This window comes from Kribbella sp. CA-245084 (genome assembly GCF_050942355.1).
Classification (GTDB): domain Bacteria; phylum Actinomycetota; class Actinomycetes; order Propionibacteriales; family Kribbellaceae; genus Kribbella.
Map to the genome: position 1 here is coordinate 8,054,739 of NZ_CP192053.1, position 23,694 is coordinate 8,078,432.

At 69.1% G+C, this 23,694-nt stretch carries 24 protein-coding genes; 4 read left to right on the top strand and 20 right to left on the bottom strand.

All coding sequences use genetic code 11. The features are described from left to right. Nucleotides 1–79: 79 nt before the first annotated feature. The 8 genes from guaA to ACQPYH_RS38560 all read right to left on the bottom strand — a co-directional run bounded on the left by guaA (nucleotide 80) and on the right by ACQPYH_RS38560 (nucleotide 7,449). Nucleotides 80–1,630, bottom strand: coding sequence for a glutamine-hydrolyzing GMP synthase (guaA, locus tag ACQPYH_RS38525; RefSeq protein ID WP_432882013.1), 1,551 nt, complete (start codon nucleotides 1,628–1,630; stop codon nucleotides 80–82). A 10-nt stretch (nucleotides 1,631–1,640) separates the two neighbouring features. Further along, on the bottom strand, nucleotides 1,641–1,838 hold the full coding sequence (locus ACQPYH_RS38530) for a hypothetical protein (protein WP_432882016.1): 198 nt from the start codon (nucleotides 1,836–1,838) through the stop codon (nucleotides 1,641–1,643). An 11-nt stretch (nucleotides 1,839–1,849) separates the two neighbouring features. Further along, nucleotides 1,850–2,935: a hypothetical protein gene (locus tag ACQPYH_RS38535; protein ID WP_432882019.1), complete on the bottom strand. Its 1,086-nt coding sequence runs from the start codon at nucleotides 2,933–2,935 to the stop codon at nucleotides 1,850–1,852. Further along, nucleotides 2,932–3,588: a dethiobiotin synthase gene (gene bioD, locus ACQPYH_RS38540; protein WP_432882021.1), complete on the bottom strand. Its 657-nt coding sequence runs from the start codon at nucleotides 3,586–3,588 to the stop codon at nucleotides 2,932–2,934. Before bioD ends, ACQPYH_RS38535 begins: the two co-directional genes overlap by 4 nt. Beyond that, a complete protein-coding gene (locus ACQPYH_RS38545; protein WP_432882024.1) occupies nucleotides 3,585–4,730 on the bottom strand; it encodes an 8-amino-7-oxononanoate synthase in 1,146 nt (381 codons plus the stop codon). The genes bioD and ACQPYH_RS38545 overlap by 4 nt, the downstream gene beginning before the upstream one ends. After that, nucleotides 4,730–6,001 carry an adenosylmethionine--8-amino-7-oxononanoate transaminase gene (gene bioA / locus ACQPYH_RS38550; RefSeq protein ID WP_432894583.1) on the bottom strand — a complete coding sequence of 424 codons (1,272 nt, stop codon included), beginning with the start codon at nucleotides 5,999–6,001 and terminating at the stop codon, nucleotides 4,730–4,732. Before bioA ends, ACQPYH_RS38545 begins: the two co-directional genes overlap by 1 nt. Before the next feature lie 132 nt (nucleotides 6,002–6,133). Next, nucleotides 6,134–7,075: a zeta toxin family protein gene (locus ACQPYH_RS38555; RefSeq protein WP_432882026.1), complete on the bottom strand. Its 942-nt coding sequence runs from the start codon at nucleotides 7,073–7,075 to the stop codon at nucleotides 6,134–6,136. Then, nucleotides 7,072–7,449: a hypothetical protein gene (locus tag ACQPYH_RS38560; RefSeq protein ID WP_432882028.1), complete on the bottom strand. Its 378-nt coding sequence runs from the start codon at nucleotides 7,447–7,449 to the stop codon at nucleotides 7,072–7,074. Before ACQPYH_RS38560 ends, ACQPYH_RS38555 begins: the two co-directional genes overlap by 4 nt. A gap of 191 nt (nucleotides 7,450–7,640) precedes the next feature. Between ACQPYH_RS38560 and ACQPYH_RS38565 the strand changes: the two genes are divergently transcribed. Next, nucleotides 7,641–7,796, top strand: coding sequence for a hypothetical protein (locus tag ACQPYH_RS38565; RefSeq protein WP_432882031.1), 156 nt, complete (start codon nucleotides 7,641–7,643; stop codon nucleotides 7,794–7,796). Between the two features lie 77 nt (nucleotides 7,797–7,873). Next, nucleotides 7,874–8,062, top strand: coding sequence for a hypothetical protein (locus ACQPYH_RS38570; protein WP_432882033.1), 189 nt, complete (start codon nucleotides 7,874–7,876; stop codon nucleotides 8,060–8,062). A gap of 60 nt (nucleotides 8,063–8,122) precedes the next feature. Here the strand turns inward: ACQPYH_RS38570 and ACQPYH_RS38575 are convergent, their stop codons facing one another. The 5 genes from ACQPYH_RS38575 to ACQPYH_RS38595 all read right to left on the bottom strand — a co-directional run bounded on the left by ACQPYH_RS38575 (nucleotide 8,123) and on the right by ACQPYH_RS38595 (nucleotide 14,317). Then, a complete protein-coding gene (locus ACQPYH_RS38575) occupies nucleotides 8,123–9,286 on the bottom strand; it encodes a tRNA (adenosine(37)-N6)-dimethylallyltransferase (RefSeq protein WP_432882036.1) in 1,164 nt (387 codons plus the stop codon). A 20-nt stretch (nucleotides 9,287–9,306) separates the two neighbouring features. After that, on the bottom strand, nucleotides 9,307–9,495 hold the full coding sequence (locus ACQPYH_RS38580; protein ID WP_432882039.1) for a hypothetical protein: 189 nt from the start codon (nucleotides 9,493–9,495) through the stop codon (nucleotides 9,307–9,309). After that, entirely contained in the window at nucleotides 9,492–10,487 is a 996-nt protein-coding gene (bioB, locus tag ACQPYH_RS38585; protein WP_432882041.1) for a biotin synthase BioB, read from the bottom strand. Before bioB ends, ACQPYH_RS38580 begins: the two co-directional genes overlap by 4 nt. A 540-nt stretch (nucleotides 10,488–11,027) precedes the next feature. Further along, a complete protein-coding gene (locus ACQPYH_RS38590; protein ID WP_432882043.1) occupies nucleotides 11,028–12,728 on the bottom strand; it encodes a GMC oxidoreductase in 1,701 nt (566 codons plus the stop codon). Continuing rightward, the gene (locus tag ACQPYH_RS38595) at nucleotides 12,725–14,317 is read right to left on the bottom strand and encodes a succinic semialdehyde dehydrogenase (RefSeq protein WP_432882045.1); all 1,593 of its coding nucleotides are present in this window, start codon (nucleotides 14,315–14,317) and stop codon (nucleotides 12,725–12,727) included. The genes ACQPYH_RS38590 and ACQPYH_RS38595 overlap by 4 nt, the downstream gene beginning before the upstream one ends. A 258-nt stretch (nucleotides 14,318–14,575) precedes the next feature. On the opposite strand from ACQPYH_RS38595, the gene ACQPYH_RS38600 reads away from it, so the two are divergent. Continuing rightward, complete coding sequence (locus ACQPYH_RS38600) at nucleotides 14,576–16,024, top strand: hypothetical protein (protein ID WP_432882047.1); 1,449 nt, start codon at nucleotides 14,576–14,578, stop codon at nucleotides 16,022–16,024. A 68-nt stretch (nucleotides 16,025–16,092) separates the two neighbouring features. Continuing rightward, the gene (locus ACQPYH_RS38605; protein ID WP_432882050.1) at nucleotides 16,093–17,001 is read left to right on the top strand and encodes a TIGR03086 family metal-binding protein; all 909 of its coding nucleotides are present in this window, start codon (nucleotides 16,093–16,095) and stop codon (nucleotides 16,999–17,001) included. On the opposite strand, the gene ACQPYH_RS38610 is transcribed toward ACQPYH_RS38605, so the two are convergent. The 7 genes from ACQPYH_RS38610 to ACQPYH_RS38640 form a co-directional block, all read right to left on the bottom strand. Then, nucleotides 16,998–17,387: a hypothetical protein gene (locus ACQPYH_RS38610; RefSeq protein WP_130441296.1), complete on the bottom strand. Its 390-nt coding sequence runs from the start codon at nucleotides 17,385–17,387 to the stop codon at nucleotides 16,998–17,000. The two genes, ACQPYH_RS38605 and ACQPYH_RS38610, sit on opposite strands and share 4 nt — an antisense overlap. Nucleotides 17,388–17,438: 51 nt before the next feature. Then, on the bottom strand, nucleotides 17,439–18,149 hold the full coding sequence (locus tag ACQPYH_RS38615; protein ID WP_432882053.1) for an alpha/beta fold hydrolase: 711 nt from the start codon (nucleotides 18,147–18,149) through the stop codon (nucleotides 17,439–17,441). 118 nt (nucleotides 18,150–18,267) lie between these two features. Continuing rightward, a complete protein-coding gene (locus ACQPYH_RS38620; RefSeq protein WP_130441299.1) occupies nucleotides 18,268–19,374 on the bottom strand; it encodes a GuaB3 family IMP dehydrogenase-related protein in 1,107 nt (368 codons plus the stop codon). A gap of 25 nt (nucleotides 19,375–19,399) precedes the next feature. Next, nucleotides 19,400–20,911, bottom strand: coding sequence for an IMP dehydrogenase (gene guaB / locus ACQPYH_RS38625; RefSeq protein WP_130441301.1), 1,512 nt, complete (start codon nucleotides 20,909–20,911; stop codon nucleotides 19,400–19,402). A 129-nt stretch (nucleotides 20,912–21,040) separates the two neighbouring features. After that, the gene (locus ACQPYH_RS38630) at nucleotides 21,041–22,423 is read right to left on the bottom strand and encodes a hypothetical protein (protein ID WP_432882056.1); all 1,383 of its coding nucleotides are present in this window, start codon (nucleotides 22,421–22,423) and stop codon (nucleotides 21,041–21,043) included. Then, nucleotides 22,416–23,039: an RNA polymerase sigma factor ShbA gene (gene shbA / locus ACQPYH_RS38635; RefSeq protein ID WP_432882058.1), complete on the bottom strand. Its 624-nt coding sequence runs from the start codon at nucleotides 23,037–23,039 to the stop codon at nucleotides 22,416–22,418. The genes ACQPYH_RS38630 and shbA overlap by 8 nt, the downstream gene beginning before the upstream one ends. 100 nt (nucleotides 23,040–23,139) lie before the next feature. After that, nucleotides 23,140–23,688, bottom strand: coding sequence for a TetR/AcrR family transcriptional regulator (locus ACQPYH_RS38640; protein WP_432882060.1), 549 nt, complete (start codon nucleotides 23,686–23,688; stop codon nucleotides 23,140–23,142). Nucleotides 23,689–23,694 lie beyond the last annotated feature (6 nt).

Sequence of the window (23,694 nt, forward strand, 5' to 3'; positions counted from 1 at the left end):
CCCCCGAGGAAGTCACCCACCGTGGTCAGTAGGCGACTGTTCGACGATAACAGCCGCCCGGTTCACCCGCTGTGACGAATTACTCCCACTCGATCGTGCCCGGGGGCTTGCTCGTGACGTCGACAGTGACTCGGTTGATCTCGTCGACCTCGTTGGTGATGCGGGTCGAGATGCGTTCGATCACGTCGTACGGCAAGCGGGCCCAGTCGGCGGTCATCGCGTCCTCGCTGGTGACAGGACGCAGTACGACGGGATGCCCGTAGGTGCGGCCGTCGCCCTGGACGCCGACCGAGCGTACGTCGGCCAGCAGGACCACCGGGAACTGCCAGATCTCGCGATCGAGGCCGGCCGCGGTCAGCTCGGTGCGGGCGATCAGATCGGCCGCGCGGAGGATGTCGAGCCGCTCGCGGGTGACCTCGCCGATGATCCGGATGCTCAGGCCGGGACCCGGGAACGGGTGTCGGTAGACCATCGTCTCGGGCAGGCCGAGCGCCAGGCCGAGCTCGCGGACCTCATCCTTGAACAGCGTCCGCAGCGGCTCGATCAGGCTGAACTGCAGGTCGTCGGGCAGACCGCCGACGTTGTGATGCGACTTGATGTTCGCCGCGCCGGTGCCGCCGCCGGACTCGACCACGTCCGGATACAGCGTGCCCTGGACCAGGAACTCGATGTGCCGCTCGGCGTCCACCTTGCGTGCGGTCGCCTCGAACGTCCGGATGAACTCCCGGCCGACGATCTTCCGCTTCTGCTCCGGATCGGTCACCCCTGCGAGCGCGGTCAGGAACTGCTCCTCGGCGTCGATCGCCTCGAGCCGGATCCCGATCGCGGCGACGAAGTCCTTCTCGATCTGCTCGGACTCACCGGCCCGCTGCAGGCCGTGGTCGACGTACACGCAGGTCAGCTGGTCGCCGATCGCCTTGTGGACCAGGGCCGCCGCGACCGCGGAGTCGACGCCGCCGGACAGCGCGCACAGCACCTGCTTGTCGCCGACCTGCTCCCGGATCAGCTCGACCTGCTCGTCGACGACGTTCGTAGTGGTCCAGTCGCCGGAACAGCCGGCGATCTCGTAGAGGAAGTGCTCCAGCACAGCCTGCCCGGCCTGCGAGTGCAGGACCTCCGGGTGCCACTGCACACCGGCCAGACGCCGGTCCAGGTCCTCGAACGCCGCGACCGGCGCACCCTCGGACGCTGCGAGTACGGCGAACCCGGCGGGCGGCGCATGTACTGCGTCGCCGTGCGACATCCACACGTTCAGGTCCTCGGGGATGTCCGCGAGGAGCGTGCCCGGCTCGCTGACGGTGACCGGCGTACGGCCGAACTCGCGCAGTCCGGTACGCCGGACGTCGCCGCCGAGCGTCTGCGCCATCGCCTGGAACCCGTAGCAGATCCCGAACGCCGGTACGCCGGCCTCGAACAGCCGGGTCTCGACCCGCGGCGCGCCCTCGGCGTACACCGACTGCGGGCCGCCGGACAGGATGATCGCCTTCGGCTCGCGCGCCAGCATCTCCTCGACCGGCATCGAGTGCGGCACGATCTCGGAGTACACCTTCGCTTCGCGCACGCGACGCGCGATCAGCTGCGCATACTGCGCTCCGAAGTCGACAACCAGGACCAACTCATGCTGCGTCACCTGGCAAAGCCTATCGGTGCAGGTCAGCTGGGCTGTAATCCGCTGGACGCGCGGTCACCGGCAACGGGTCGTTGGTGATCTCCAGCCCGGGGAATCGGCGCCGCATCGCGGCCTCGTGGCGGGACGCGCCGGGCTGGTCGCCGATGTAGTCGGCGATCTGGTGCGGTCCGAACCACAGCCGCACGCGACGGCGGGAGGTTGAGGTCACGAGACGCGACGCTAGTGGGGACAGTTGTCCTCGGTGTTACCGTCCGTTACAACCAGGAGACGCTTCGGGGCCCGGAACGAGAGCAGCTCGATCATCGGCGGCTCCTCCACCAACCGCACACGAGCCAACAGCCCCTGAGCACATTCCAACGCGACCCGAGCCTCGAGCCGAGCCAGCCCCGCGCCGAGGCAGCGGTGGACACCGATCCCGAACGCAAGGTCAGCCGGCCCGCCATGTCCGGAAAGCCCGAGCAGAACCGGCGCGCCCGCGGGAAGGTCCACGTCGCCCACGGTCGCCGGGCCGGAGGTGACCCGCCGCCAGGTCGGCACCGAGGATGCATCCGCCAGCGTCCGCTCGACCAACTCACCCAGGTCAGCCCGATCCGGTGCGACCAGGGTGTGGTGGAAGGCGGTGGAGATGAGTTGGGTGGTGGTCTCCTGGCCGGCGATCAGCAGGAAGTAAGCGACAGCGCAGATCTCCTCGTCGGTCAGGCCGAGAGTGACAAGCGCACCGAACAGATCGTCGGCGGGCTCGAGCCGGGCAGAAGTCGTCCGGGCGCGCAACCAGGCGTAGAACTCGGCCGCACTGTGAGCCAACTCCAACTGCCGATCCTCGTCCGGCCACCCCCAGAACAGCTCAAGCGAGTCCAGACTCCAGGCCTTCAACGCAGGTACGTCGACCTCGCGCATACCGAGCAGCTGCAGTACGACGAGCGCCGGCGGCTCCGCGGCAATCGCCTGCACGAGGTCCACCTGTTCACCGGCCGCGAGACGCGCCGAGGCCTCCGAGACCCGCGCGGACGTCAGCTCTCTGGTCAGCGGCTCAACGGCAGCGACCCGAGCAGGGCTGAAAAACCGAGCAACAGCAGCCCGGATCGGCCGATGGGACTCCCCCGCGTTGTTCGCCAGCGTCGGCGGCAGCGCGAACCCGACCCCCGACAGCACCCGCAACGCCTTCACCGACAGCGGGGTGTGCGCGAGTACGGCGTTGTCCGGCCGGAACGTCTCCGGATCCAGCAACACCTCACGCGCCAACGCCGGATCGTCGACAACCCAGTACCCCAGCGCCTCGTCGTACCGGGCCGGGCAACCGCTCACTCGAACCAACTCGGGGCGGCAGCCTTGAACGCTTCCTGGTCGAGCGATCCCGCACCGGCAGGAATCCGGCCGATCACCGGCACGCCGGTGACCGCGGGCAGATCCTCCAGGTTGCACTCCTCGGCGAGATCCGGCTCTGCGGGCAACGAGCCGATCACCAGTCCCTCGATCGGCAGTCCCCGCGACCGCAACGCTTCGACGGTCAGCCCGGCGTGGTTCAGCGTCCCGAGACCGGCCCGCGCGACAACGACGAAACCGAACGGTGTCGTCAGATGCCCGGCAAGGTCCGCAAGGTTGTTGCCCTCAGCATCCAGCCCGACGAGGATCCCGCCCGCGCCCTCGACCAGCACGGTGTCGTTCGTCCGGGCCAGCTCGTCGATCGCCTTGGCGTGCACGGCAACCGGGGGCAACCTGACGCCTTCCCGGCGCGCCGCGGTCGTCGGCGCCAACGGATCGCGCAGCCGGATGCCCTCGTGCAGTTTGGTCAGCCCGCTCAGCCGGTGAATGTCGTCGAGATCCCCCTGCTCGTCCGGCGCGACTCCGGTCTGCGCCGGCTTCACAACAGCAACCGACCCAACAGCACGGACCGCCAAGGCAGCCGTCGTAACGGTCTTCCCGACGCCGGTATCGGTGCCGGTGATGAGCAGGATCATGAGACCTGCCCGATCGCGTCAACAATCACCGCGCACGCACGGTCGAGGTCGGCGCTGGACAGACCTGCGTGAGCGGTCAGCCGCAGGCGAGAGATTCCGTCCGGCACCGAAGGCGGTCTGAAGCTCCCGACGCGTACGCCATTGCGTCGGCACACGTCCGCAGCCTCAACGGCCTGCTGCGGGCCGGGCATGGGGACGGAGACGACCGGTCCGGCGCCGGGGGTGATCGACCGGTCGGGTGGGAGGGCGGCGGTGCAGGCGGCGGCGAGGTGGGCGGTGGCGGCGTGAATGGCGGCGGGACGGTCGGGCTCGGCGATCAGCACCTCGAGGGCTGCGAGGGCTGCGGCGCAGGCGGCCGGGTTGAGGGCGGTGTCGTAGATGAAGGGGCGGGAGCGGTTGATGAGGTGGTTTCGGAGGATCTGGGGGCCCAGGACCACGCCGCCTTGGGAGGCCATGGACTTGGACAGTGTCATGGTGATGACGACGTGGTCGAGCCCGGCCAGATTGTGGGCGTGGACGGAGCCGTGGCCGTTGCCGGTGACGCCCAGGCCGTGGGCCTCGTCGACTAGGAGGACGGCGTTGTGGGTGCGGGCCGTCGCGGCCAGGGCCATCAGCGGAGCCTCGTCGCTGAGGACGGAGAAGACGGACTCGGTCATCACCACCGCGTGCGGTTCGTTGCGCTCGGCAAGCACCTTCTCGACGGCCTCGACGTCGTTGTGCGGGACGATCTCGACGCGGGAGCGGGACAGGCGGCAGGCGTCGACGAGGGAGGCGTGGACGTGTTCGTCGGAGACCAGAAGGGTGCCGGGGCCGCCGAGGGCGGTGACCACGCCGAGGTTGGCGAGGTAGCCGGAGGAGAAGACGAGCGCGGACTCCTGGCCGGCGTACGCGGCCAGCTCGGATTCCAGCTGCTCGTGCAACGCCGTCGTACCGGTGACGAGGCGGGAGGCGGTCGAGCCGGTGCCCCACACGCGGACAGCCTCGGCGGCGGCCTCGATGACCCGGGGATCCCGCGAGAGGCCCAGGTAGTCGTTGCCCGCGAGGTCGATCAGGTCCTCGTCGGCGGGCCGGGGGCGGAGGCGTCGGGTCAGGCCGCGGGACTCCAACGCGACCGCCTTCGGGGCGAGCCAGTCCTCGAGCATCAGCCGGCCTCCTCGATCGCAGCGGTGATCCCCGCCGCGATGGTCGCGATCTCCTCGTCGGTGCACACGTACGGCGGCATCGTGTAGACGAGGTCGCGGAACGGCCGCACCCACACCCCGCGCCGCAAGGCGGCCTCCGTCATCCGTGGCAGATCCACCGGCCCACCGAGTTGTACGACGCCGACCGCGCCCAGCACGCGCACGTCCTTCACCACAGGCAACTCCCGCGCCCCGGCCAGCCCGGACGACAATCCTGCGGAAATCGCACCGACGCGAGCCGCCCAGTCCTGGGACAACAGCAGTTCGATCGAGGCCAGGGCGACCGCGCAGGCCAGCGGATTCGCCATGAAGGTGGGGCCGTGCATCAGGGCGCCGCCTGGGCCGTCGGAGACCGTTCGCGCGACGTCCGTCGTACAGAGCATGGCTGCGAGGGTGAGGTAGCCGCCGGTCAGGGCCTTACCTACGCAGAGGATGTCGGGCTCGACGTCGGCGTGTTCGGAGGCGAAGAGCGTGCCGGTGCGGCCGAAGCCGGTGGCGATCTCGTCGAGGATCAGGAGGAAGCCGTGGCGGTCGGCGAGCTCACGCAGTACCTGCAGGCAGGCTGGGCTGTACGGATACATGCCGCCGGCGCCCTGTAACACAGGCTCCACGATGATCCCGGCGATCTCCTCGGCGTGCTGCTCGGCGAGCGCGGCAACAGCAGCGGCCCAGGCCTGCAGCTCGGGATCGTCAGTAGGACGGTCGAAGTCGGCTGGGGGTTGGGGCCCGAACACCTGTTCCTGAAGAGCGCCGGTGAACAGCGAATGCATGCCGTTGACCGGGTCACAGACGCTCATCGGGGCGAAGGTGTCGCCGTGGTAGCCGCCGCGCACAGTCAGCATCCGGGTCCGGCCATTGTTGCCGCGGGCAACCTGGTACTGCAGCGCGAGCTTGATCGCGACCTCGACCGAGACCGAGCCCGAGTCGCAGAAGAACACGTGCTGGAGCGGTGCGGGCGTGATCTCCACCAGCCGCTCGGCCAGCCGGATGGCCGGCTCGTGCGTCAGCCCGCCGAACATCACGTGGCTGAAGTCATCGACCTGGCTCTTCACCGCGGCATCCAGCACCGGGTTCCGGTAGCCGTGGATCATGCACCACCAGGACGCCATCGCGTCGATCGCCTCGACGGTCCCGCCGGCGCCGTCGTCGAGCTGCAGCCGTACGCCGGACGCCCCGCGGACCAGCCGCACCGGCGACGGCGCGGTCAGCGACGAGTAGGGATGCCAGAGCAGCTCCGAATCCTGCTGTAGCAGCGCATTGACCGACTGTGACACCGTGTCCCGCCTCCATCCTGAGGACCCACCACGGTAATCGCTGCGCGCCGCCCCCGGCGTGACGGGTGGTCAGGATGTGGGCGACATCTCCTACACCTTGGTCCCGGCGGTCGCGATGTGCAGTGTCACCGCGTCAGGGTGCAACAGCGCCCGACCCATCGCCGTCACCGCCCGGGTGCCCTCGACAGCCTCGTCCCGGATCCACTGCACCGGTGCGACGAGCCCCAGCGGCTCGACCTGCGCCAGGGACTCCAGGAAGTACCTCGACTCGAGCACGGTCCACGCGCGCTCGCGCTCCCAGGTGATCGCGTCCGCGGTTCGAGCCTGTTGCTGCCAGCCACCGTTGTCGTCGCGCTGATTGCCGTACACCAGCTGCCCGTCCGGTCGCAGTATGCCGACGCGGTCGGCCCATTGCCCCGCGTCGATCAGCTCGGCCGCCCGCAGCACTCCCGCATAGCCGGCATCGTGAGCGCTCTGCTCGACCAGCCGGCCGAAGCCGAACTTCTCCAGCGCCCGGATGTGCCGCTCGAGGACGCCCAGCCGGCTCCGCGCCTCGTGTACTGCGAGGAGCGCGATCTCGACCTGATAGCCGGCCGCCTTGAACCGGGTGGCCGACGCGGCGAAGACGTCCGCGTCGGCGAGCTCCGTCTCGACGATCACGTCGTACCGCTCCCGGATGACCAGTTCCTCGGCCAGCGCGAGCCAGCGCAGGCCGTCGGCGGCGACGTACCTGCCGGCCGCCGGGGGTACGTCGGTGATCGGCTCGTAGAAGTCCGGGTGGTACGGCTCGTAGGTCAGGGCGCTGATCACGACCGGGCGTCCACGGCGCTGCAGCACCGCCTTCGCCAGCGCAGTGATCGAGGCCTTGCCGTCACCGGGCTGACCGCCGACGAACACCACGATCGGCTGCTCCTGCGGTACGCCGGTCAGCTGGTCGGGGACGATCCGGTCACGGAAGATCCGCCCGCTCTCGGCCTCGTCGAGCAGATGTTCATCGTCGCTGGTTGCTGCAGTCCCCCACGGTGCGATCACGATCGTCCCTGCGCCTCGTCATCCGTCTCGTCGCCGTCGTCGTCCGACTCCTCGTCGGCGTCATCATCCTCGTCCTCGTCGTCATCGTCCGCGAGGAGGTCGTCGGCATCGGCGCGGAGGCTCTCGGTCGCACGGGTGTCCAACGGGGTGAGTTCCTGCCCGCGGGTCGCCCAGGACAGCTGATCCACCCGCCAGAGCGCGATCGTGTCGGTGTTGGGCTCGTCCGACTGTTCCTCGGTCGAGATCCACTGCGTGTAGATGCCGATCGACTGCCGGACCCCCTCCAGGACAGTCTCGTACCCGACTCCCCGCGGCGCCGTCCAGGTCGTCGCACCAAGCTCGGCAAGCACGTTGACAGCGGCGACGTTGACCACGCGTGAACTTTATCCGACCGGCTGGGTCAGGTCTGCCAGCACCCAGGTCCGGCTGAACGGGGAGTGAACCCTGGGCGCAGTTATGTTTCCAACGCGCCGAACCGGAGGGGAACCCGTAGCCGGTCAGCGGCGTCTGCTTCTGCACAACAGTCCCGAGCCGCGCCGCGGCTCGCAGCGAAGAGGGGTAACACGTGGCGTCGTACGGCAGCAAGGAAAGCAAGGGCAGCAAAGGCGGCGGCAAGGGCGGGAAGGGCTCGGGCTCGACGGGCAACGACCAGCCGGTCCTGTACCCGACAACGCATCGCCCCGGCAGCAAGGGCAAGGGCGGTCAGGGCCAGGACCGCTAGCCCGCTGCATCACAGCTGCTGACAGACAACGACCAACCATGAGCCGCGGACTGCGGCCATGCCAGGAGGGATAGACGATGGCAACAGGTAAAGACGGCAAGGCCAGGGAGCACAAGGGCAAGGGCAAGGGCACCGAGACCAAGCACCAGTACGGTCAGGCCCGCAACCAGGCCGACCAGAAGCGCAACCCGAATCCGAACACCCAGGCCGGCCGCGCCATCATCAAGGCGAACAAGGAAAAGGGCAAGGACGGCAAGAGCAAGTAGCAACCCTGCGACACTCTGCCGGGGCGACCGTGGAACGGTCCGCCCCGGCTCACGTTCGGGTCAGCGGCGGCGGGAGCCGCGTTTGGAGTCGGGCCGGCCCGACTGACCAGGCTGCGCGCCGCGGCCCGACCGGCCACCGGCACGCTTGCCGCCCGAGGCGCCGGCCTTGCTGCTCGACTTGGCAGGCTTGCCGCCGGAGTTGGCGGGCTTGCCTCCCGAGTTGGCGGGCTTGCTGCCCGTGGCCCCAGCGGCCGGGGCGGCTTCGAGGGCTGACTTCACTGCGGTGAAGGCGTCGTTGGCGTTGCGGGCCGGGCGTACGCCGGTGAGTTTGGGGATGGCCGCGCGCTGGCGGCGGGTGTGGGTCTGGATCCGTTCGACCACCCGCTTGCGAACCTCGACCATGTCGTCCGCGTTCAGGTTCTCGACCGACTTGCCGCGATCCAGCGCGACGTCGAACCACTCGGTGTAGCCGTGGGTGTGGACGACCTGGTTCGGCGACTTCTGCCCCAGCCGGCGGTACTGCGGGAGGAGGTCGTACCGCTCGTCGAGCCCGAGGACCTCGTCGCGGAGCCCGCGCTCGACCTGATGGTCGTACGTCGCGGCGACGCGCTGGTCGATCTCGCTCGCGGACCGGTCGACCGAGAACACGACCTGTCGGGTGGCCGGTGCGACCGCCCGCTCGGGATCGTTGCCCATGGCCCGTGCCAGCGCGTTCACGATCGCGTCGTAGTTGTTCTCGTGGATCTTCGCGGCGCCCTTCGGGTCGAGCCGGCTGAGTACGGCGTACGCGTCCTCGGCCATGCTGCGCGGGAAATCGCGGCGGATCGCGTTCCGCGCCTCGGCGACCGCATCCACCTCCCAGCCCTCGAGCAGCGAGCGAACGTAGACGCTCGTACCCCCGACGATCACCGGCACGCCGCCGGACGCCCAGGTCTGCTCCATGTGCCCGCGCGCCTGTGAGACGAACGTCTCCAGCTCGAGCTTCCGCACCGGCTCGGTGACGTCGATCATCGTGTGCGGGATGCCGCGCATCTCTTCCGGTGTCGTCTTGCTGGTGCCGATGTCCATGTACCGGTACACCTGCCGCGAGTCCGCGGAGACAACCATCGTCGGCAGACCGAGCTCGTCCTGGATCCGCAGACACAGGTCGACCGACACCGCGGTCTTGCCCGCCGAGGTCGGCCCGTAGAGAGCAACCAGCAGGCGAGGCGCGGCATCAGGCATGCCCTCAAGCCTAGCCGGGCTCAGCCCGAGGTCAGTTCACCGTGGACGGAGCAGCGGGCCGACCAGCCCATCGGGTGGACCTGGACGACCATCCGGCGGCGGCACTCGGCGCAGTACCGCGGCGGCTCCAGCGCCAACGCCCGGCGGCAGTCGTCGTGCTCGCCATCCTCCACGGAACGGCCGCAGCGCCCGCAGTAGATCTCGGTCACAGCGTCTTCTGCAGCTCTTTCACCGGCATCTTCAGCTCGGCGAGCAGGTCGAGGTCGGCGGTCGCCGGACGGCCGAGGGTGGTCAGATAGTTGCCGACGATGACGGCGTTGATTCCGCCGAGCAGTCCGTCCCGCGTCCCCAGGTCGCCGAGGGTCAGCTCGCGGCCGCCGGCGTACCGCAGGACGGTGCGCGGCATGGCCAGCCGGAACGCGGCGATGGTCCGCAGCGCGTCCTTGCCGTCCATGATCTCGAGGTCGCCGAACGGCGTACCCGGTCGCGGGTTGAGGAAGTTCAGCGGGACCTCGTGCGGGTCGAGCTCGGCCAGCTGCGCGGCCAGCTCGGCGCGCTGCTCGAGCGTCTCGCCCATCCCGACCAGGCCGCCGCAGCACAGCTCCATCCCGGAGTCGCGCACCATCAGGCAGGTCTCCCAGCGCTCCTCGAACGAGTGCGTGGTGACGACGTCGCCGAAGTACGACCGGGCCGACTCGAGGTTGTGGTTGTACCGGTGCACGCCCCAGGACTTCAGCTCGTCGACCTGCTCCTGGGTGAGCATGCCGAGCGAGCAGGCGATGTTGATGTCGACCTCGGCATTGATCGCCTCGATACCGGCCTTCACCTGGCTCATCAGCCGCTCGTCTGGTCCGCGCACGGCGGCGACGATGCAGAACTCGGTGGCGCCGGTCTTGGCGGTCTCCTTGGCTGCCTCGACCAGCTCGGGGATGTTCAGCCAGACCGCACGCACCGGCGAGGTGAACTGACCGGACTGCGAGCAGAAGTGACAGTCCTCGGGGCAGCCGCCGGTCTTGAGCGAGATGATCCCCTCGACCTCGACCTCCTCGCCGCACCACTTCACCCGGACGTCGTGCGCGAGTGCGAGCAGTTCGGGCAGCCTGTCGTCGGGTGTGCCGAGGACCTCGACCAATTGCTCCTGGCTCAGCCCGCTGCCCTGCTCCAGAACCTGCTCACATGCCACGTCCAGGATGTCGCTCATGCCTTCTCCTGCCTCATCAGAACGGTCGGCTCAGAGTAGGTCAGACCGGTACGCCGGTTCTGCGGCGGGCGTCACGTGCAACACCTCGGGCCGAAGTGCCTCACGACCACTCTCCGCACTTCCCGGGAAAAGTTTCTGGACTTTTCTTTGGAACCTCGTAACCCGGTGTAGATGGGCTCGTTGATGTGTACGAAGGCGGTTACCGCAAGGAAGACCGCCACCCGGTTACCTGGAGCAACAAAAGCTGATCATTGCGATCAGCACGCAGAGTGGTCACAAGGCCTCGAAGCGCAGGAAATCGGATGTAAGGTAGTAACCAAGAGCTCGGGTCGCCAGCCATGGTTGGTGACCCGATCCCAAGCGCCGGGCGCCTCACCCCGGCTTGAGTGGGTCCCTCGGGAAACGATTTGGGCGGAAACGTTCCCGAGGGACCTGCTCCCTTTTCCGGACCTTTTACTAAGCCTCAGCAAACTTACTGCTGAGGCTTATTCATTTCCCCGGCCGTGCATTCTTTTCCGATCGCCGGAGATCGCGAATGCGTTACGGCTTCGTCACAGACTGTTTCGGGATGATCGGAAGCCGGAGAGCGCCGGGGGCATCAGCCGGAACAACCGGGCTCGCCGGCTTCACCGGCTGGATGCGTTGATAGGCCGCACCCACCGCCGGCCGCGGGTCGTCACCGCCCTTGTTCGGCCAGAAGGACAGCGCGCGCTCGGCCTGGGCCGTGATCGTCAGCGATGGGTTGACGCCGAGGTTCGCGGAGATCGTCGAGCCGTCGACGATGTGCAGGCCGTCGTACCCGTAGACCCGGTGGTACGGATCGACCACGCCGGTCTCGGCCGAGTCGCCGATCGCGCAGCCGCCGATGAAGTGCGCGGTCATCGGCACGTTGAACGGCTCGCCGATCGTGCCGCCCGGCGTACCGTTCATCAGCTTCGCCATCCGCCGGACCACCTGGTTCGCCACCGGGATCCAGGACGGGTTCGGGGCGCCGTGGCCCTGCTTGGACGTCAGCCGCCAGCGGCCGAGCCGGTCCCGCTTGCCGTACGTCGTGATCGAGTTGTCCGCGGTCTGCATCACCAGCGCGATCACGGTCCGCTCGGACCAGTGCTTCAGGTCGTACAACTTGCGGATGTTCTTCCGCTGTACGCCGAGCTCTCGCAGCCAGGTCCGCCAGCGCGGCTTGTCCCCGTCGCCGTCGGTCAGCACGGTCTGCAGCAGCGACATTACGTTGCTTCCCTTGCCGTACCGCACCGGCTCGATGTGGGTGATGTCGTCCGGGTGGAACGACGACGTGATCGCGACCCCGCGGCTGTAGTCGACGTCGCGATCCTTCGAGATCGCGCCGAGGAGCGACTCCGAGTTGGTCCGGGTCAGTACGCCGAGCCGGTCGGACAGCCGGGGCAGCTTGCCCTCGTCCCGGAGCCGGTGCAGCAGCTTCGCCGTACCCAGGGCCGACGCGGCGAAGATCACTTGCTGCGCGGTGAAGCGCCGGGTGAGCTTCTTGTTCGACGTACGGCGGGTGTCCACGGCGTACCCGCCGTCGGGCAGCGGCTCGACCGAGGTCACGGTGGTCAGCGAGTAGACCTCCGCGCCGGACTTCTCGGCCAGGTACAGGTAGTTCTTCGTCAGCGTGTTCTTCGCGTTGTGGCGGCAGCCGGTCATGCACTCGCCGCAGTCGATGCAGCCGATACGGCGCGGTCCGGCGCCACCGAAGTACGGGTCGGCGACCTCGACACCGGCCTCACCGAAGAAGACGCCGACCGGCGTCGGGTGGAACGTGTCCCCCACGCCCAGGTCGTCGGCAACCTGCTTCATCACCTTGTCCGCCGGCGTGAAGCCCGGGTACGTCGTGACGCCGAGCATCCGCTTCGCCTGGTCGTAGTACGGCGCGAGCTCGGACTTCCAGTCGGTGATGTGCGCCCACTGGCGGTCGGTGTAGAAGGCGGGCAGCGGTTCGTACAGAGTGTTCGCGTAGACGAGGCTGCCGCCGCCGACTCCGGCGCCGGACAGGATGATCACGTCACGCAGCGCGCTGATCCGCTGGATGCCGTACATCCCGAGCTTCGGCGCGAACAGAAACCGCTTGGTGTCCCACGAGTTCTTCGCGAACCCGATGTCCTCGAACCGGGCACCGGCCTCCAGGACGGCGACGCGATACCCCTTCTCGGTCAACCGCAGCGCCGACACCGATCCGCCGAAGCCGGACCCCACGATGACGACGTCGTAGTCGAAACTCACGGGCGCCCGATCTTCTTCAGCACCCGCAGGGCGCCGGTCATCAGCTCGGCGAACTTCTCGTCGGACAGGCCGTGCGAGGCGGCGATCGGGATCAGCCGTTGGGTGGCGATCGCCTGCGGTTCGACGTACCGGCGGATGCCTTCGACACCCTGGCGTCGGCCGAGGCCGGACGACCGCATGCCGCCCATCGGTGTGTCGATCGAGCCGAACGTCGCGCCGTACCCCTCGTTGACGTTGACCGTGCCGGCCATCAGCTGCGCGGCGACCGCACGACCACGCCGGCCGTCGCGGCTCCAGACGCTCGCGTTCAGGCCGTACTCGCCCTCGTTCGCGCGCTGGATCGCCTCGGACTCGTCGGAGAACCGGTAGATCGAGACGACCGGGCCGAAGGTCTCGTTGTCGAAGCACTCCATCGCGGGCGTGACGCCGGACAGCACGGTCGGCTCGTAGAAGAGCGGCCCGATGTCCGGTCGCGGCTTGCCGCCGACGAGCACGGTGGCCCCCTGCGAGCGGGCGTCCTCGACGTGCCGGGTGACCGTCTCGAGCTGGGCCTTCGAGATCAGCGAGCCCATGTCGACGTCCCAGCCGGTGCCGGCGCTCAGACGGAGCTTCTTGACCCGGTCCACGAAGGCGGTGACGAAGGCGTCGTACACCTGGTCGGCGACGTACAGCCGCTCCATCGAGACGCACAGCTGGCCCGCGTTCGCGAAGCAGGCCCGTACGGCGCCCTCGGCGGCGCGGTTGATGTCGGCGTCACGCAGTACGAGCATCGGGTTCTTGCCGCCGAGCTCGAGGCTGCAGCCGATCAGCCGCTCACCGCACTGCTTCGCGACCAGCCGGCCGGTCCTGGTCGAGCCGGTGAAGCAGATGTAGTCCGCGTTCTGGATCAGCGCGCCACCGACGGTCGGGCCGTCGCCGTTCACCGCGAGCCAGGCCTCCCGCGGCAGACCGGCTTCGTACAGCAGCTCGATCCCGCGGAGCGCGGTCAGCGGGGTCTGGCTGTCCGGCTTGTGCACGACCGTGTTGCCGGCCAGGATCGCCGGCAGGCCGTCGCTGATCGCCATCGTCAGCGGGTAGTTCCACGGCGAGATGATGCCGATGACACCCTTCGGCACGAACCGCTCCTCGGCCCGGGTGAGCAGCGGGAAGATGCCGAGCTTGCGCTGCGGCTCGAGCAGCTCCTGCGCCTTGCGGCCGTAGTACCGGGCTGTCAGCGCGACGTGTGCGAGCTCCTCGAACGCCTGCTTCCGCGCCTTGCCGGACTCGCGGATGATCAGGTCGACCAGCTCGTGCCGGTGGTCGAGGACCAGGTCGTGGTAGCGCAGCAGGATCGCGGCGCGCTCGGCGAGCGGCACCCGTCGCCAGCTCTGCTGCGTCTTCCGGGCCAGCCGGACCGCCGCGACCACGTCGTCCTCGCTCGAGACCGGCAGGTCCGCGATCGGCTGCCCGGTCGCCGGCGCGTACGACGTCCTGGTGCCCGCCGTCGCCCGCAGCAGCCCCGACAACCGGCGGATGACCGACTGATCGGTCGCGTACGACGCGGTCGGATCGAGCTCCGGGTCCGCGGGAATCGAGGTCTGCTCGCTCATCTGCCTAGGCTACCTGCCAGTAATCGACAGTGTCAGTATCAGATCCCCATTAAGCTGTGCGGCTGAGAGTGCGTCTGAGCGTCCTGCGTCGTTGCGAGCAGGTGCTCGGTGCGGTGCATCGGCGCACGGGAGCGAAGGGTTCGATGCGGAGCATCGTGGCCTTTGCTCCCGTGCGGCGAGGTGCCGTGCCGAGTGCCGCGCAGTAGGCGCAGGACGCTCAGAGGCACTCTGAAGCCGGTGAAGGGGTGGAACGTCAAGATGGTGGACAGCGGGGGGCTCTGGACGCCTCCTGAGGACGAGCTCGGCGAGGCGCTGCAGACAGCCCAGGTGCTGATCGAGGAGGGGCGGGCCGACGAGGCCGGGCCGTTCCAGCAGCGGGTCATCGAGCTGGCCAGGGAGCGGGCCGAAGGGTCCCCGAACCACTACGAGGCCAAGCACCTGATGGCCGCGACCCAGTACGAGCTGGCCGGCTCGCTGAACGCGTCGGGCCGCCACGAGGAGGCGCTGGCCGCGCTGCACGAGGCCCAACTCGGCTACACCGAGCTGCAGGATGCCGGCGTGCTGGATGCCACCAGCTTCCTCGCCGATATCCGCGCCCGGCGCGCCATGACGCAGGCCCACCGCGGGCACGGCGCCACCGCCGTACTGGAGATGGACGGCGCGGTGATCGCCTACGGCCAGCTGGTCGGCGGTGCGGACGGGCTCAAGCACCAGCCGGACTTCGCCCGCGTGCTCGCGATGAACGCTCTGATCCTGCGGCGGTACGGCGACCCCGCGCTGGCGGTCGCCTCCGCGGACGCGGCGACCCAGCTGTTCCTGCAGCTCGCGGACCAGATCAACGAGAGCCCGCAGTCTCTGTCGTACGCGCGCTACCTGTGTACGGCGACCGCTGTGTCGGCCGACGTCCACGCGTCCGAGGGGCGGCTGGACCTCGCGCTCGAGGCGGACGAGATCGGGCTGACGACGGCCGACACGCTTGCCGACTCGGACTCGCCGACCGACATGCGCACCCTGGTCGCGGCCCTGGTCAGGAAGGGCAAGCACCTCGGCATCATCGGCCGGCTCGAGGGTGAGTCGTGCCTGCGTACGGCGTACGACACCGACGGCGAGACGGCTGTCCGGGTGGTCGAGGAGCTGGACCGCGGGCTGCCGCTGACGCTCGTCGCAGCGCTGGAGAACGCGGAGATCAAGCTCGGGCCGTTCGAGCAGTACCACCGACTGCTTGCGCTGAGTGAGCCCGCGCCGGGGATGACGCTGGCGACGGTGTCGGGCCGGACCGACCCGGAGTCGGCTGCCGTCCGTGCGACCGAGCTGGCCGAGCTGGTCCGGCCGCTGCTGATGCAGGACGCCGACGCCGGATTGACGCTGGGGCTGGAGGCGCACTACCTGTTCGCGATCTCGTCGGAGCGCGAGTCGCACCGGATGCGATACGAGACCAGCACGTACGTGCCGATCTGGGCGCAGCTCCTGCTCGACGTCTCGGAGGCGTACTACCAGGCCGGCCGGACTGAGATGGCGCTCGACCTGGGCGGCTGGTGCGCGGAGGTCGCCACCGCGCTGATCCCGTTCACCGACGACAACGACACCATGAAGGACCTGGCCGGGTCCTGCTACCGGCACCACGGCGACCTGCTCGCGGCCGCCGGCGACCTGACCGCGTCCCACCACGCCCACGAGGCCGCCCAGCAACTCCAGCTCGGCGGGTAGGTAACCCTGGGGTAATTGACCGGATCCCGTTGCGGGCGGACGCTGACGCTTGGGAGGGGGTGCGGGAGATGGATGTCGTAGAGCTACACAACCGCACGGTCACGAACTTCGCGGAACTGGTCGCGGAAGTCGCAGACAATCAATGGGCGGAGCCGACGCCCTGCTCGGACTGGGACGTCCGGGCGCTGGTGAACCACGTGGTCGGCGAGGAACGCTGGACCGTGCCGCTGATGGAGGGCAAGACGATCGCGGAGGTCGGCGACGCGCTCGACGGTGATCTTCTCGGTGACGATCCGGCCCGTACGGCGTCAGCCGCAGCCCGCGAGGCGACGGCCGCGGCGTCCTGGTCGATCGACAAGGTGCACCTGTCGTACGGCGACGAGGATCCACAGGAGTATCTGCGCCAACTCGCGGCCGACCATCTGATCCACGGCTGGGACCTGGCGGTGGCGATCGGCGCTCAACCGCGGCTCAACGCCGACCTGGTCGCCGAGGTCGCGACCTGGTTCGCGGAACGCGAGGACATGTACCGCTCGGTCGGCATCATCGGCCCACACCTCGACGGCTTCACCACTCCAGCCGACCAGCTGCTGGCCGCCTCGGGGCGTGACCCACGCTGGAGCCCGGCGTTCGGTGTGCTCGAACGGTTCGGGAACGCCTTCGACACGGCGGATCTGGAGACGGTGATGTCGCTGGTCACCGACGACATCGTGTTCGAGTCCACCTCGCCGGCCCCGGACGGCACCCGTCTGGAGGGCGCTGACGCAGTACGGGCGGAGTGGGCGCGGCTGTTCGCAAACACCGACGACCCGCACTTCGAGACCGACGAGACGGTGGTGCTCGGTGAGCGCGCCGTCGTGCGGTGGCGGTACTCGTGGCGTGAAGCATCCGGCAATCGCGGGCACGTCCGCGGGGTCGACGTACTGCGGCTGCGCGACGGGAAGATCGCCGAGAAGCTGTCGTATGTGAAGGGTTAGTCGGCGCGGAGGGCACCGACGAAGAGGCCGGCCTCTTCGTCGGTCATGCCGGTCTCGGAGACGACCAGGGCGGTGGCCTGGTGGAGCTCACCTGCGGCCTTGAGGGCGCGGGTGCGCTCGGCCAGGTTCGTCCCCGGGCGGCGGACGAGCGGCGTACCGGTGGTCGGCGGCACGTAGCGGCCGAGGCGGATGTCGTCGACCAGCTCCTTGGACTGCTTGAGGTCCAGTCCGGTGCGGTCGCGGATCAGCTTCACCGCGTGCACCGCCTTCTTGGTGGTGATCAGGAAGCGCACCTGGTCCACATCATCGGGAGACAATTGGCCCCGCGCTGCGGCGAGGGCAACATTGTCCGTGTCCTGGCTGCTCCGTCGGCTGAAAAGTCCCATGCCGCAATCCTTCCAGAACCGTCCAAGCTGTGGGGACTCGGCGCATTTCGCTCAGCCTGCGAGCAGATTGCGAATCTCGTCCCAGGCCTGTGCGCCGAGCTCGCGATCGGCAGCGTCGGTGCCACCGCGCGCCATCCGCTGCCCGACCGACTTCGGCTCCTCCCCCGGCAGCACCAGTCGATGCCCGGCCTCCGGCCCGACCAGGAGACGGGTCGGACGCTCACCGCGCCGGCGGACGATCTCCTCCGCGAACTCCACAGCCGGCCACACCTGGTCGTCCCCGCCGGCGATCAGCAGCACTTCGCCGATCCGCTCCACCGGGATCCGTGTCTCTTCCGCCGCGCTGAGCAGGCTTTGGCGGTACAGACCGGTGTAGCTCGGCGGGTCGTCCTCGGCCTTCCAATCCTGGTCGAACGGCACGAACGGCAGCGGCTCGCCCCGCCAGGTCCACGCCGACCGCTGGCTCCCGTCCTCCAGCACCCGGCCCCAGACGTAGGCGCTCGGGGCGAACGCGACGACCGAGTCCACCCGCTCGTCGAGCGCACCCAGCAGCAGCGCAGCCTCGGCACCCCACGAGCTGCCCATCACAACCAGCCGATCGTTGCGTTGAGCCAGCTCGTCGAGCGGGAATGACTCCAGCGGCACCTCGTGCGTGACGGTCCACCGCGGCGCGAGTACGTCGTACCCCTCCGCCTCGAGCAGCCGAGCACGCTGGACGTCCGGCGCACCACTCGAACCGTGCAGGAGCAGTACGCCGGTCATGGGGCCTCCCGGCCTGGACTGAGGAGCGGAGGGAGCGAAGCGACCGGAGCGACGAGGGAAGGCCGGGAGTCACAGCCCCGTGACCCGCCGCGACGGAGTCGCGGCATTCAATACAGCCTCAACCGACGACGACCTCGACCCGCTGGAACTCCTTGAGCTCCGTGTAGCCCGTTGTCGCCATCGCGCGCTTGAGGGCGCCGACCAGGTTCATCGTGCCGTCCGGGACCCAGGACGGGCCGAACAGGATCTGCTCCATCGTGCCGGTGACGCCGACCTCGACCCGCTCGCCGCGGGGCAGGTCCTGGTGCCAGGCCTCGGCGCCCCAGTGGAACCCGCCACCCGGGGCATCGCTCGCTCGCGCCAGCGGCGAACCGACCATCACAGCGTCCGCACCGCAGGCGACCGCCTTCGCCACGTCGCCGGACCGCCCGACCGAGCCGTCCGCGATGACGTGCACGTACCGCCCGCCGGACTCGTCCATGTAGTCCCGCCGCGCCGCGGCCACGTCGGCCACCGCACTCGCCATCGGCACGGCAACACCGAGCACCTTGCGCGTCGTGTGCGCCGCGCCGCCGCCGAAGCCGACGAGCACGCCGGCCGCACCGGTCCGCATCAGGTGCAGCGCGGCCTGATGCGTCGCGCAGCCGCCGACGATCACCGGTACGTCGAGGTCGTAGATGAACTGCTTGAGGTTGAGCGGCTCCGCCTGCCCGGACACGTGCTCGGCGGACACCGTCGTACCGCGGATGACGAACAGGTCGACGCCCGCGTCCACGACGTGCTTCGCGAACTGCTTGGTCCGCTGCGGCGACAGCGCACCGGCCACAGTCACGCCCGAGTCGCGGATCTCCTGCACCCGCTGGGAGATCAGCTCGGGCTTGATCGGCGCCGCGTAGATCTCCTGCAGCCGGTGCGTGGCCTGCTTCTGATCGAGGCTGGTGATCTCCTCGAGCAGGCTGGTCGGGTCTTCGTACCGCGTCCAGAGACCTTCGAGGTTCAGTACGCCGAGACCGCCGGCCTTGCCGATCGCGATCGCAGTGGCCGGCGACATCACCGAGTCCATCGGCGCGGCCAGGATCGGCAGCTCGAACCGGTACGCGTCGATCTGCCAGGCGACCGAGACCTCCTCGGGGTCCCGCGTCCGGCGCGACGGCACGATCGCGATGTCGTCGAACGCGTACGCCTGCCGCCCACGCTTGGCGCGGCCGATCTCGATCTCGGTCATCTGGTTCCTAACGGGTTGCAGGCGGTCAGCGGCCGGAGTAGTTCGGGGCCTCTACCGTCATCTGGATGTCGTGCGGGTGGGACTCCTGGAGGCCGGCGGAGGTGATGCGGACGAAGCGGCCGTTCTCCTGGAGCTCCGGGACGGTGCGGGCGCCGGTGTACCACATCGACTGCCGCAGGCCGCCGATCAGCTGGTGCGCGACGGCCGACAGCGGGCCCCGGTACGGAACCTGGCCCTCGACGCCCTCGGCGATCAGCTTCTCGTCGGAGCCGCCGTCGTGCTGGAAGTAGCGGTCCTTCGAGTACGACTTGCGCAGGCCGCCGGACTGCATCGCGCCGAGCGAACCCATCCCGCGGTACGCCTTGAACTGCTTGCCGTTGATGAACACCAGGTCGCCCGGCGACTCCTCGCAGCCGGCCAGCAGCGAGCCCAGCATGACCGTGTCCGCGCCGGCGACGAGCGCCTTGGCGATGTCACCGGAGTACTGCAGGCCGCCGTCGCCGATGACCGGGACCCCGGCCGGCTTGCACGCCAGCGACGCCTCGTAGATCGCGGTCACCTGCGGCACGCCGACGCCGGACACGACCCGCGTCGTACAGATGGAGCCCGGACCGACGCCGACCTTGACCCCGTCCGCGCCCGCGTCGACCAGCGCCTGGGCGCCCACGCGGGTCGCGACGTTGCCGCCGACGATGTCCACGCCGCGGGTCGCCGGGTCGGCCTTGAGCTTGCGGATGATCTCGAGCTGCGCCTGGGAGTGACCGTGCGCGGTGTCCACGACGAGCACGTCGACACCGGCCTCGACCAGGGACATGGCCCGCTTGTACGCCTCGCCGAAGAAGCCGATCGCGGCGGCGACCATCAGCCGGCCGCTGGCGTCCTTGGTGGACAGCGGGAACTTGTCCCGCTTGACGAAGTCCTTCAGCGTGATCAGGCCGGTCAGCTTGCCGGCCTCGTCGACCAGCGGCAGCTTCTCGACCTTGTGCTTGTGCAGCAGCGCCATCGCGTCGTCGGCCGAGATGCCCTGCTTGCCGGTGATCAGCGGCTGCTTGGTCATCACCTCGCGGACCGGGCGGGACAGATCGTTCTCGAACCGCATGTCACGGTTCGTCACGATGCCGACCAGCACGCCGGCGTCGTCCACGACGGGCACGCCGGAGATCCGGTACTGCGCGCAGAGCGCGTCGGCCTCGCCGATGCTGGCGTCCGGGCCGATCGTGATCGGCTGGGCGATCATGCCGGACTCGGAGCGCTTGACCAGGTCGACCTGCTGGGACTGGTCCTCGATCGAGAGATTGCGGTGAAGGACGCCGAGACCGCCCTGGCGGGCCATCGCGATCGCCATCCGGGCCTCGGTGACGGTGTCCATCGCGCTCGACATCAGCGGGATGTTCACCCAGACATTGCGGCTGACCCGGGACCGGGTGACCGCCTCGGAGGGGATGACGTCGGACTCGTTCGGCTGCAGCAAGACGTCGTCGAAGGTGAGGCCGAGGACGGCGAACTTGTCGGGAACTCCAGCGGGTGTGATGTCCATGGGTAAAACGAGCACCTTTACACGGCGAGTACGGAGCCCCATCCTATCCGCGCGCCCACGGACCCCCGAATCGGCCGTCCACAGCACTCCGCCCGCCGCGGACGAGCGGCGGGCGGAGCGGGTGGTCGACTACTTGTTGACCGGCGCGTTCACGACCTGCAGGATCGCCAGGACGTCCGCGTCGGCGGTGGATCCGTGCGTACGCTCGATCGCCGCGTGCTTGCCCTCGGGGTACGCACCGGTGGAGTGCTTGCCGGTCGGGTAGGTCTTGCGGACCGAGCCCGTGGTGACGTTGCCGCTCGAGTGCTTCGCGCCCTTCGCCGCCGCGGGCTTCTTCGCGGTCGCCTTCTTGACCGTCGGCGGCTTGCCTGCCACCTGCGAGCCACCGAAGAACTGCTCGGCGCTCTCGATCGCGATCGGCTCGCCGGTCGGAGTCGGCAGCACCGGCACCGCGCCCAGGGCCTTGTCGAGCAGGTCGGCCACGTCCGGCACATCCGGAACCTGGGTGACCTCGTCGCCCGGCTTCTGATCGTCACCCGGCGTGCTCGTGTCCGAACCGCTGGTGTCGCTCGCACTGGTCCCGTCCGCCCCGGAACCATCGGTTTGGCCGGTGTCGCCCGTCGGCGTGGTGGTCGGCGTACCCGTCGGGTCGCCGGACACCGTGTTGTCGCCTGTGCCGGTGTCGTTCGGCGGCGGCGTGGTGTCGGTCGGCGTCGACGGCGGATCCGTCGGCGTGCTGGACGGCGTGTCCGTCGGCGTCGTCGGAGGCGGCGTCGGCGTGGTCGTCGTGTCGGTCGTGCCGTCACCGGTGGTGTCGGTGGGCGGATCCGTCTTGGTGTCGGTCGGCTTGTCGGCGCTGACGTTGTCCGGGTCGTCCGTCTTGATCCCCGTCGGCACCGGGATCGTCGGCTTCTCCAGTACCGCGGACGGCTTCTCCGGCACGACCGCCGACGGCGTCGTCCTGATCTCCATGGAGTTCGGGTCGAGAGCGGAGAGCGAGCCGACCTTGCCGGTCGCCTGGGCGGCCTTCTCGGCCTGGGCCTGCTTCTTGTAGTCCTTGCCGACCTTGACGATCTTGGTCTTGTCCATCACCGGCAGACCGTCGAGGTCTTCCTTCGGGAAGCTGGTCTGCGGACGGACCGCGTCGACCATCTTCTCGATGACCTTCTCGTACGGCGACAGCGGGTCACCGTTGACCGCTGCAGCCACCCCGGAGACCGACAACGCGGCCACCGCGGCAACTCCGAGCGCCAGACCGCGCGTCGCCATCTTGCGGGCGAACGGGTCGGTGATCGGGTTGAGCGCGGCGCAGCGCGCCAGGAAGCTCTCCGGATCGTCGATGGTCTCCACCGGGAGCTCGTCCTCGACCTCTACCGCCAGCCGCAGATCGGCCAGCAGCGCGACGGCCAGGTCGTGCTCGCCCGCCGCACGGGCGGACTCGCCACCGGCGGCCAGAAGATCGAGCAGTGCGTCATCAGCCTCGATCGCGTCCAAGTCGAAACGGTCAGCCATGATGCCCCTCCCCTGCTCTTCCTCGTTCCAGCTGTGCTTCATGCCCCACATACCCCCTGAGCGTGTTCAACGCCCGATGCTGTGCGACCCTCACCGCCCCCGGTGTCATCCCCAGTGCCCGGCCGGTCTCCTCGGCTGACATCCCCGCAACGACCCGAAGGCGCAGGATCTCGCGCAGTTTCTCCGGCAGCTTGTCCAGCAGGTCCATGATGTGCTGGACCTCGGACTGCCGAACCGCGCGCTCCTCCGGTGTCGGTGACTCGTCCGCGCCGTCCGGCAGGTCCGGCGTCGAAACGTCGGCCACCGCGAACGCACGCTGGGCATCGGCGACCTTGCGGGCCGCGATGCCGTAGACGAAAGCCTCGAAAGGCCTCCCCTCGTCGCGGTACCGGCCCAGCGCGCCGAATACTGCGACACAAACCTCTTGTGCGACGTCGTCGACCATGTCGGCGCCGCCGGGATAGGTCCACAGACGGGACCGTACGTAGCGGTGCGCCACAGCGCGCACCCTTGTGAGCAGGTCATTGAGAGCTGTGCGGTCCCCGTCGCCGGCCAGCGCGGCAAGATCCTTAAGCTCGACCCGGTCGTGGGTGTCAGGTACTCGGACCTCGGTCACCCCTCGCCCCCTCGTGTTCAGACCGGTTCAGCCTGAAAGATGGTACGGCGCTCAACTCTTCTTGCCTAGTGGCAATTCGTGGTCACTACCGGCCGCTTGATCACGATCTGTCACTACTCACGAGTTCACTGATCTCCCTCTCGACCAGCCCGGCGGGATCCACGTCCCTACCGGCGAAATGCCCTGCCAGCTCAAGCGAGAGGACCCCGTGGAGGCGGGTCCAAAACGAAACTGCCCGGTCCGGTCCGACGGCCTCGACCAGCACGGTCAGGATCTCGTCGGAGATCGCGGTGGTCTCGTCGGGCGCGTGATAGCCAGGCACGGGCGTCCCATAGATCAGCAGATACCGCTGCGGGTCGGCCAGCGCCCATGCTCGAATGACCTGAGCCAGTCCGACCGCGTCCGTGCCTCCGTCGTACGCCGTTCTGACCGTGTCGGCGAGGCTGCGGTACGCGTCGCGGATCAGCGCGGTGATCAGCTCGTCGCGGCTCGCGAAGTACCGGTAGAGCGCCGGCCCGCTGACGCCCATCTGTTTGGCAATCGCGTTCAGGGACAGGGCGGAGACCCCTGCCTCGGCGATCTGCACCCACGCGTGCTGCTTCACCTCGTCACGCACCTGAGCGCGATACCGCTCCCGTGGCCCAGCCATGGTTAG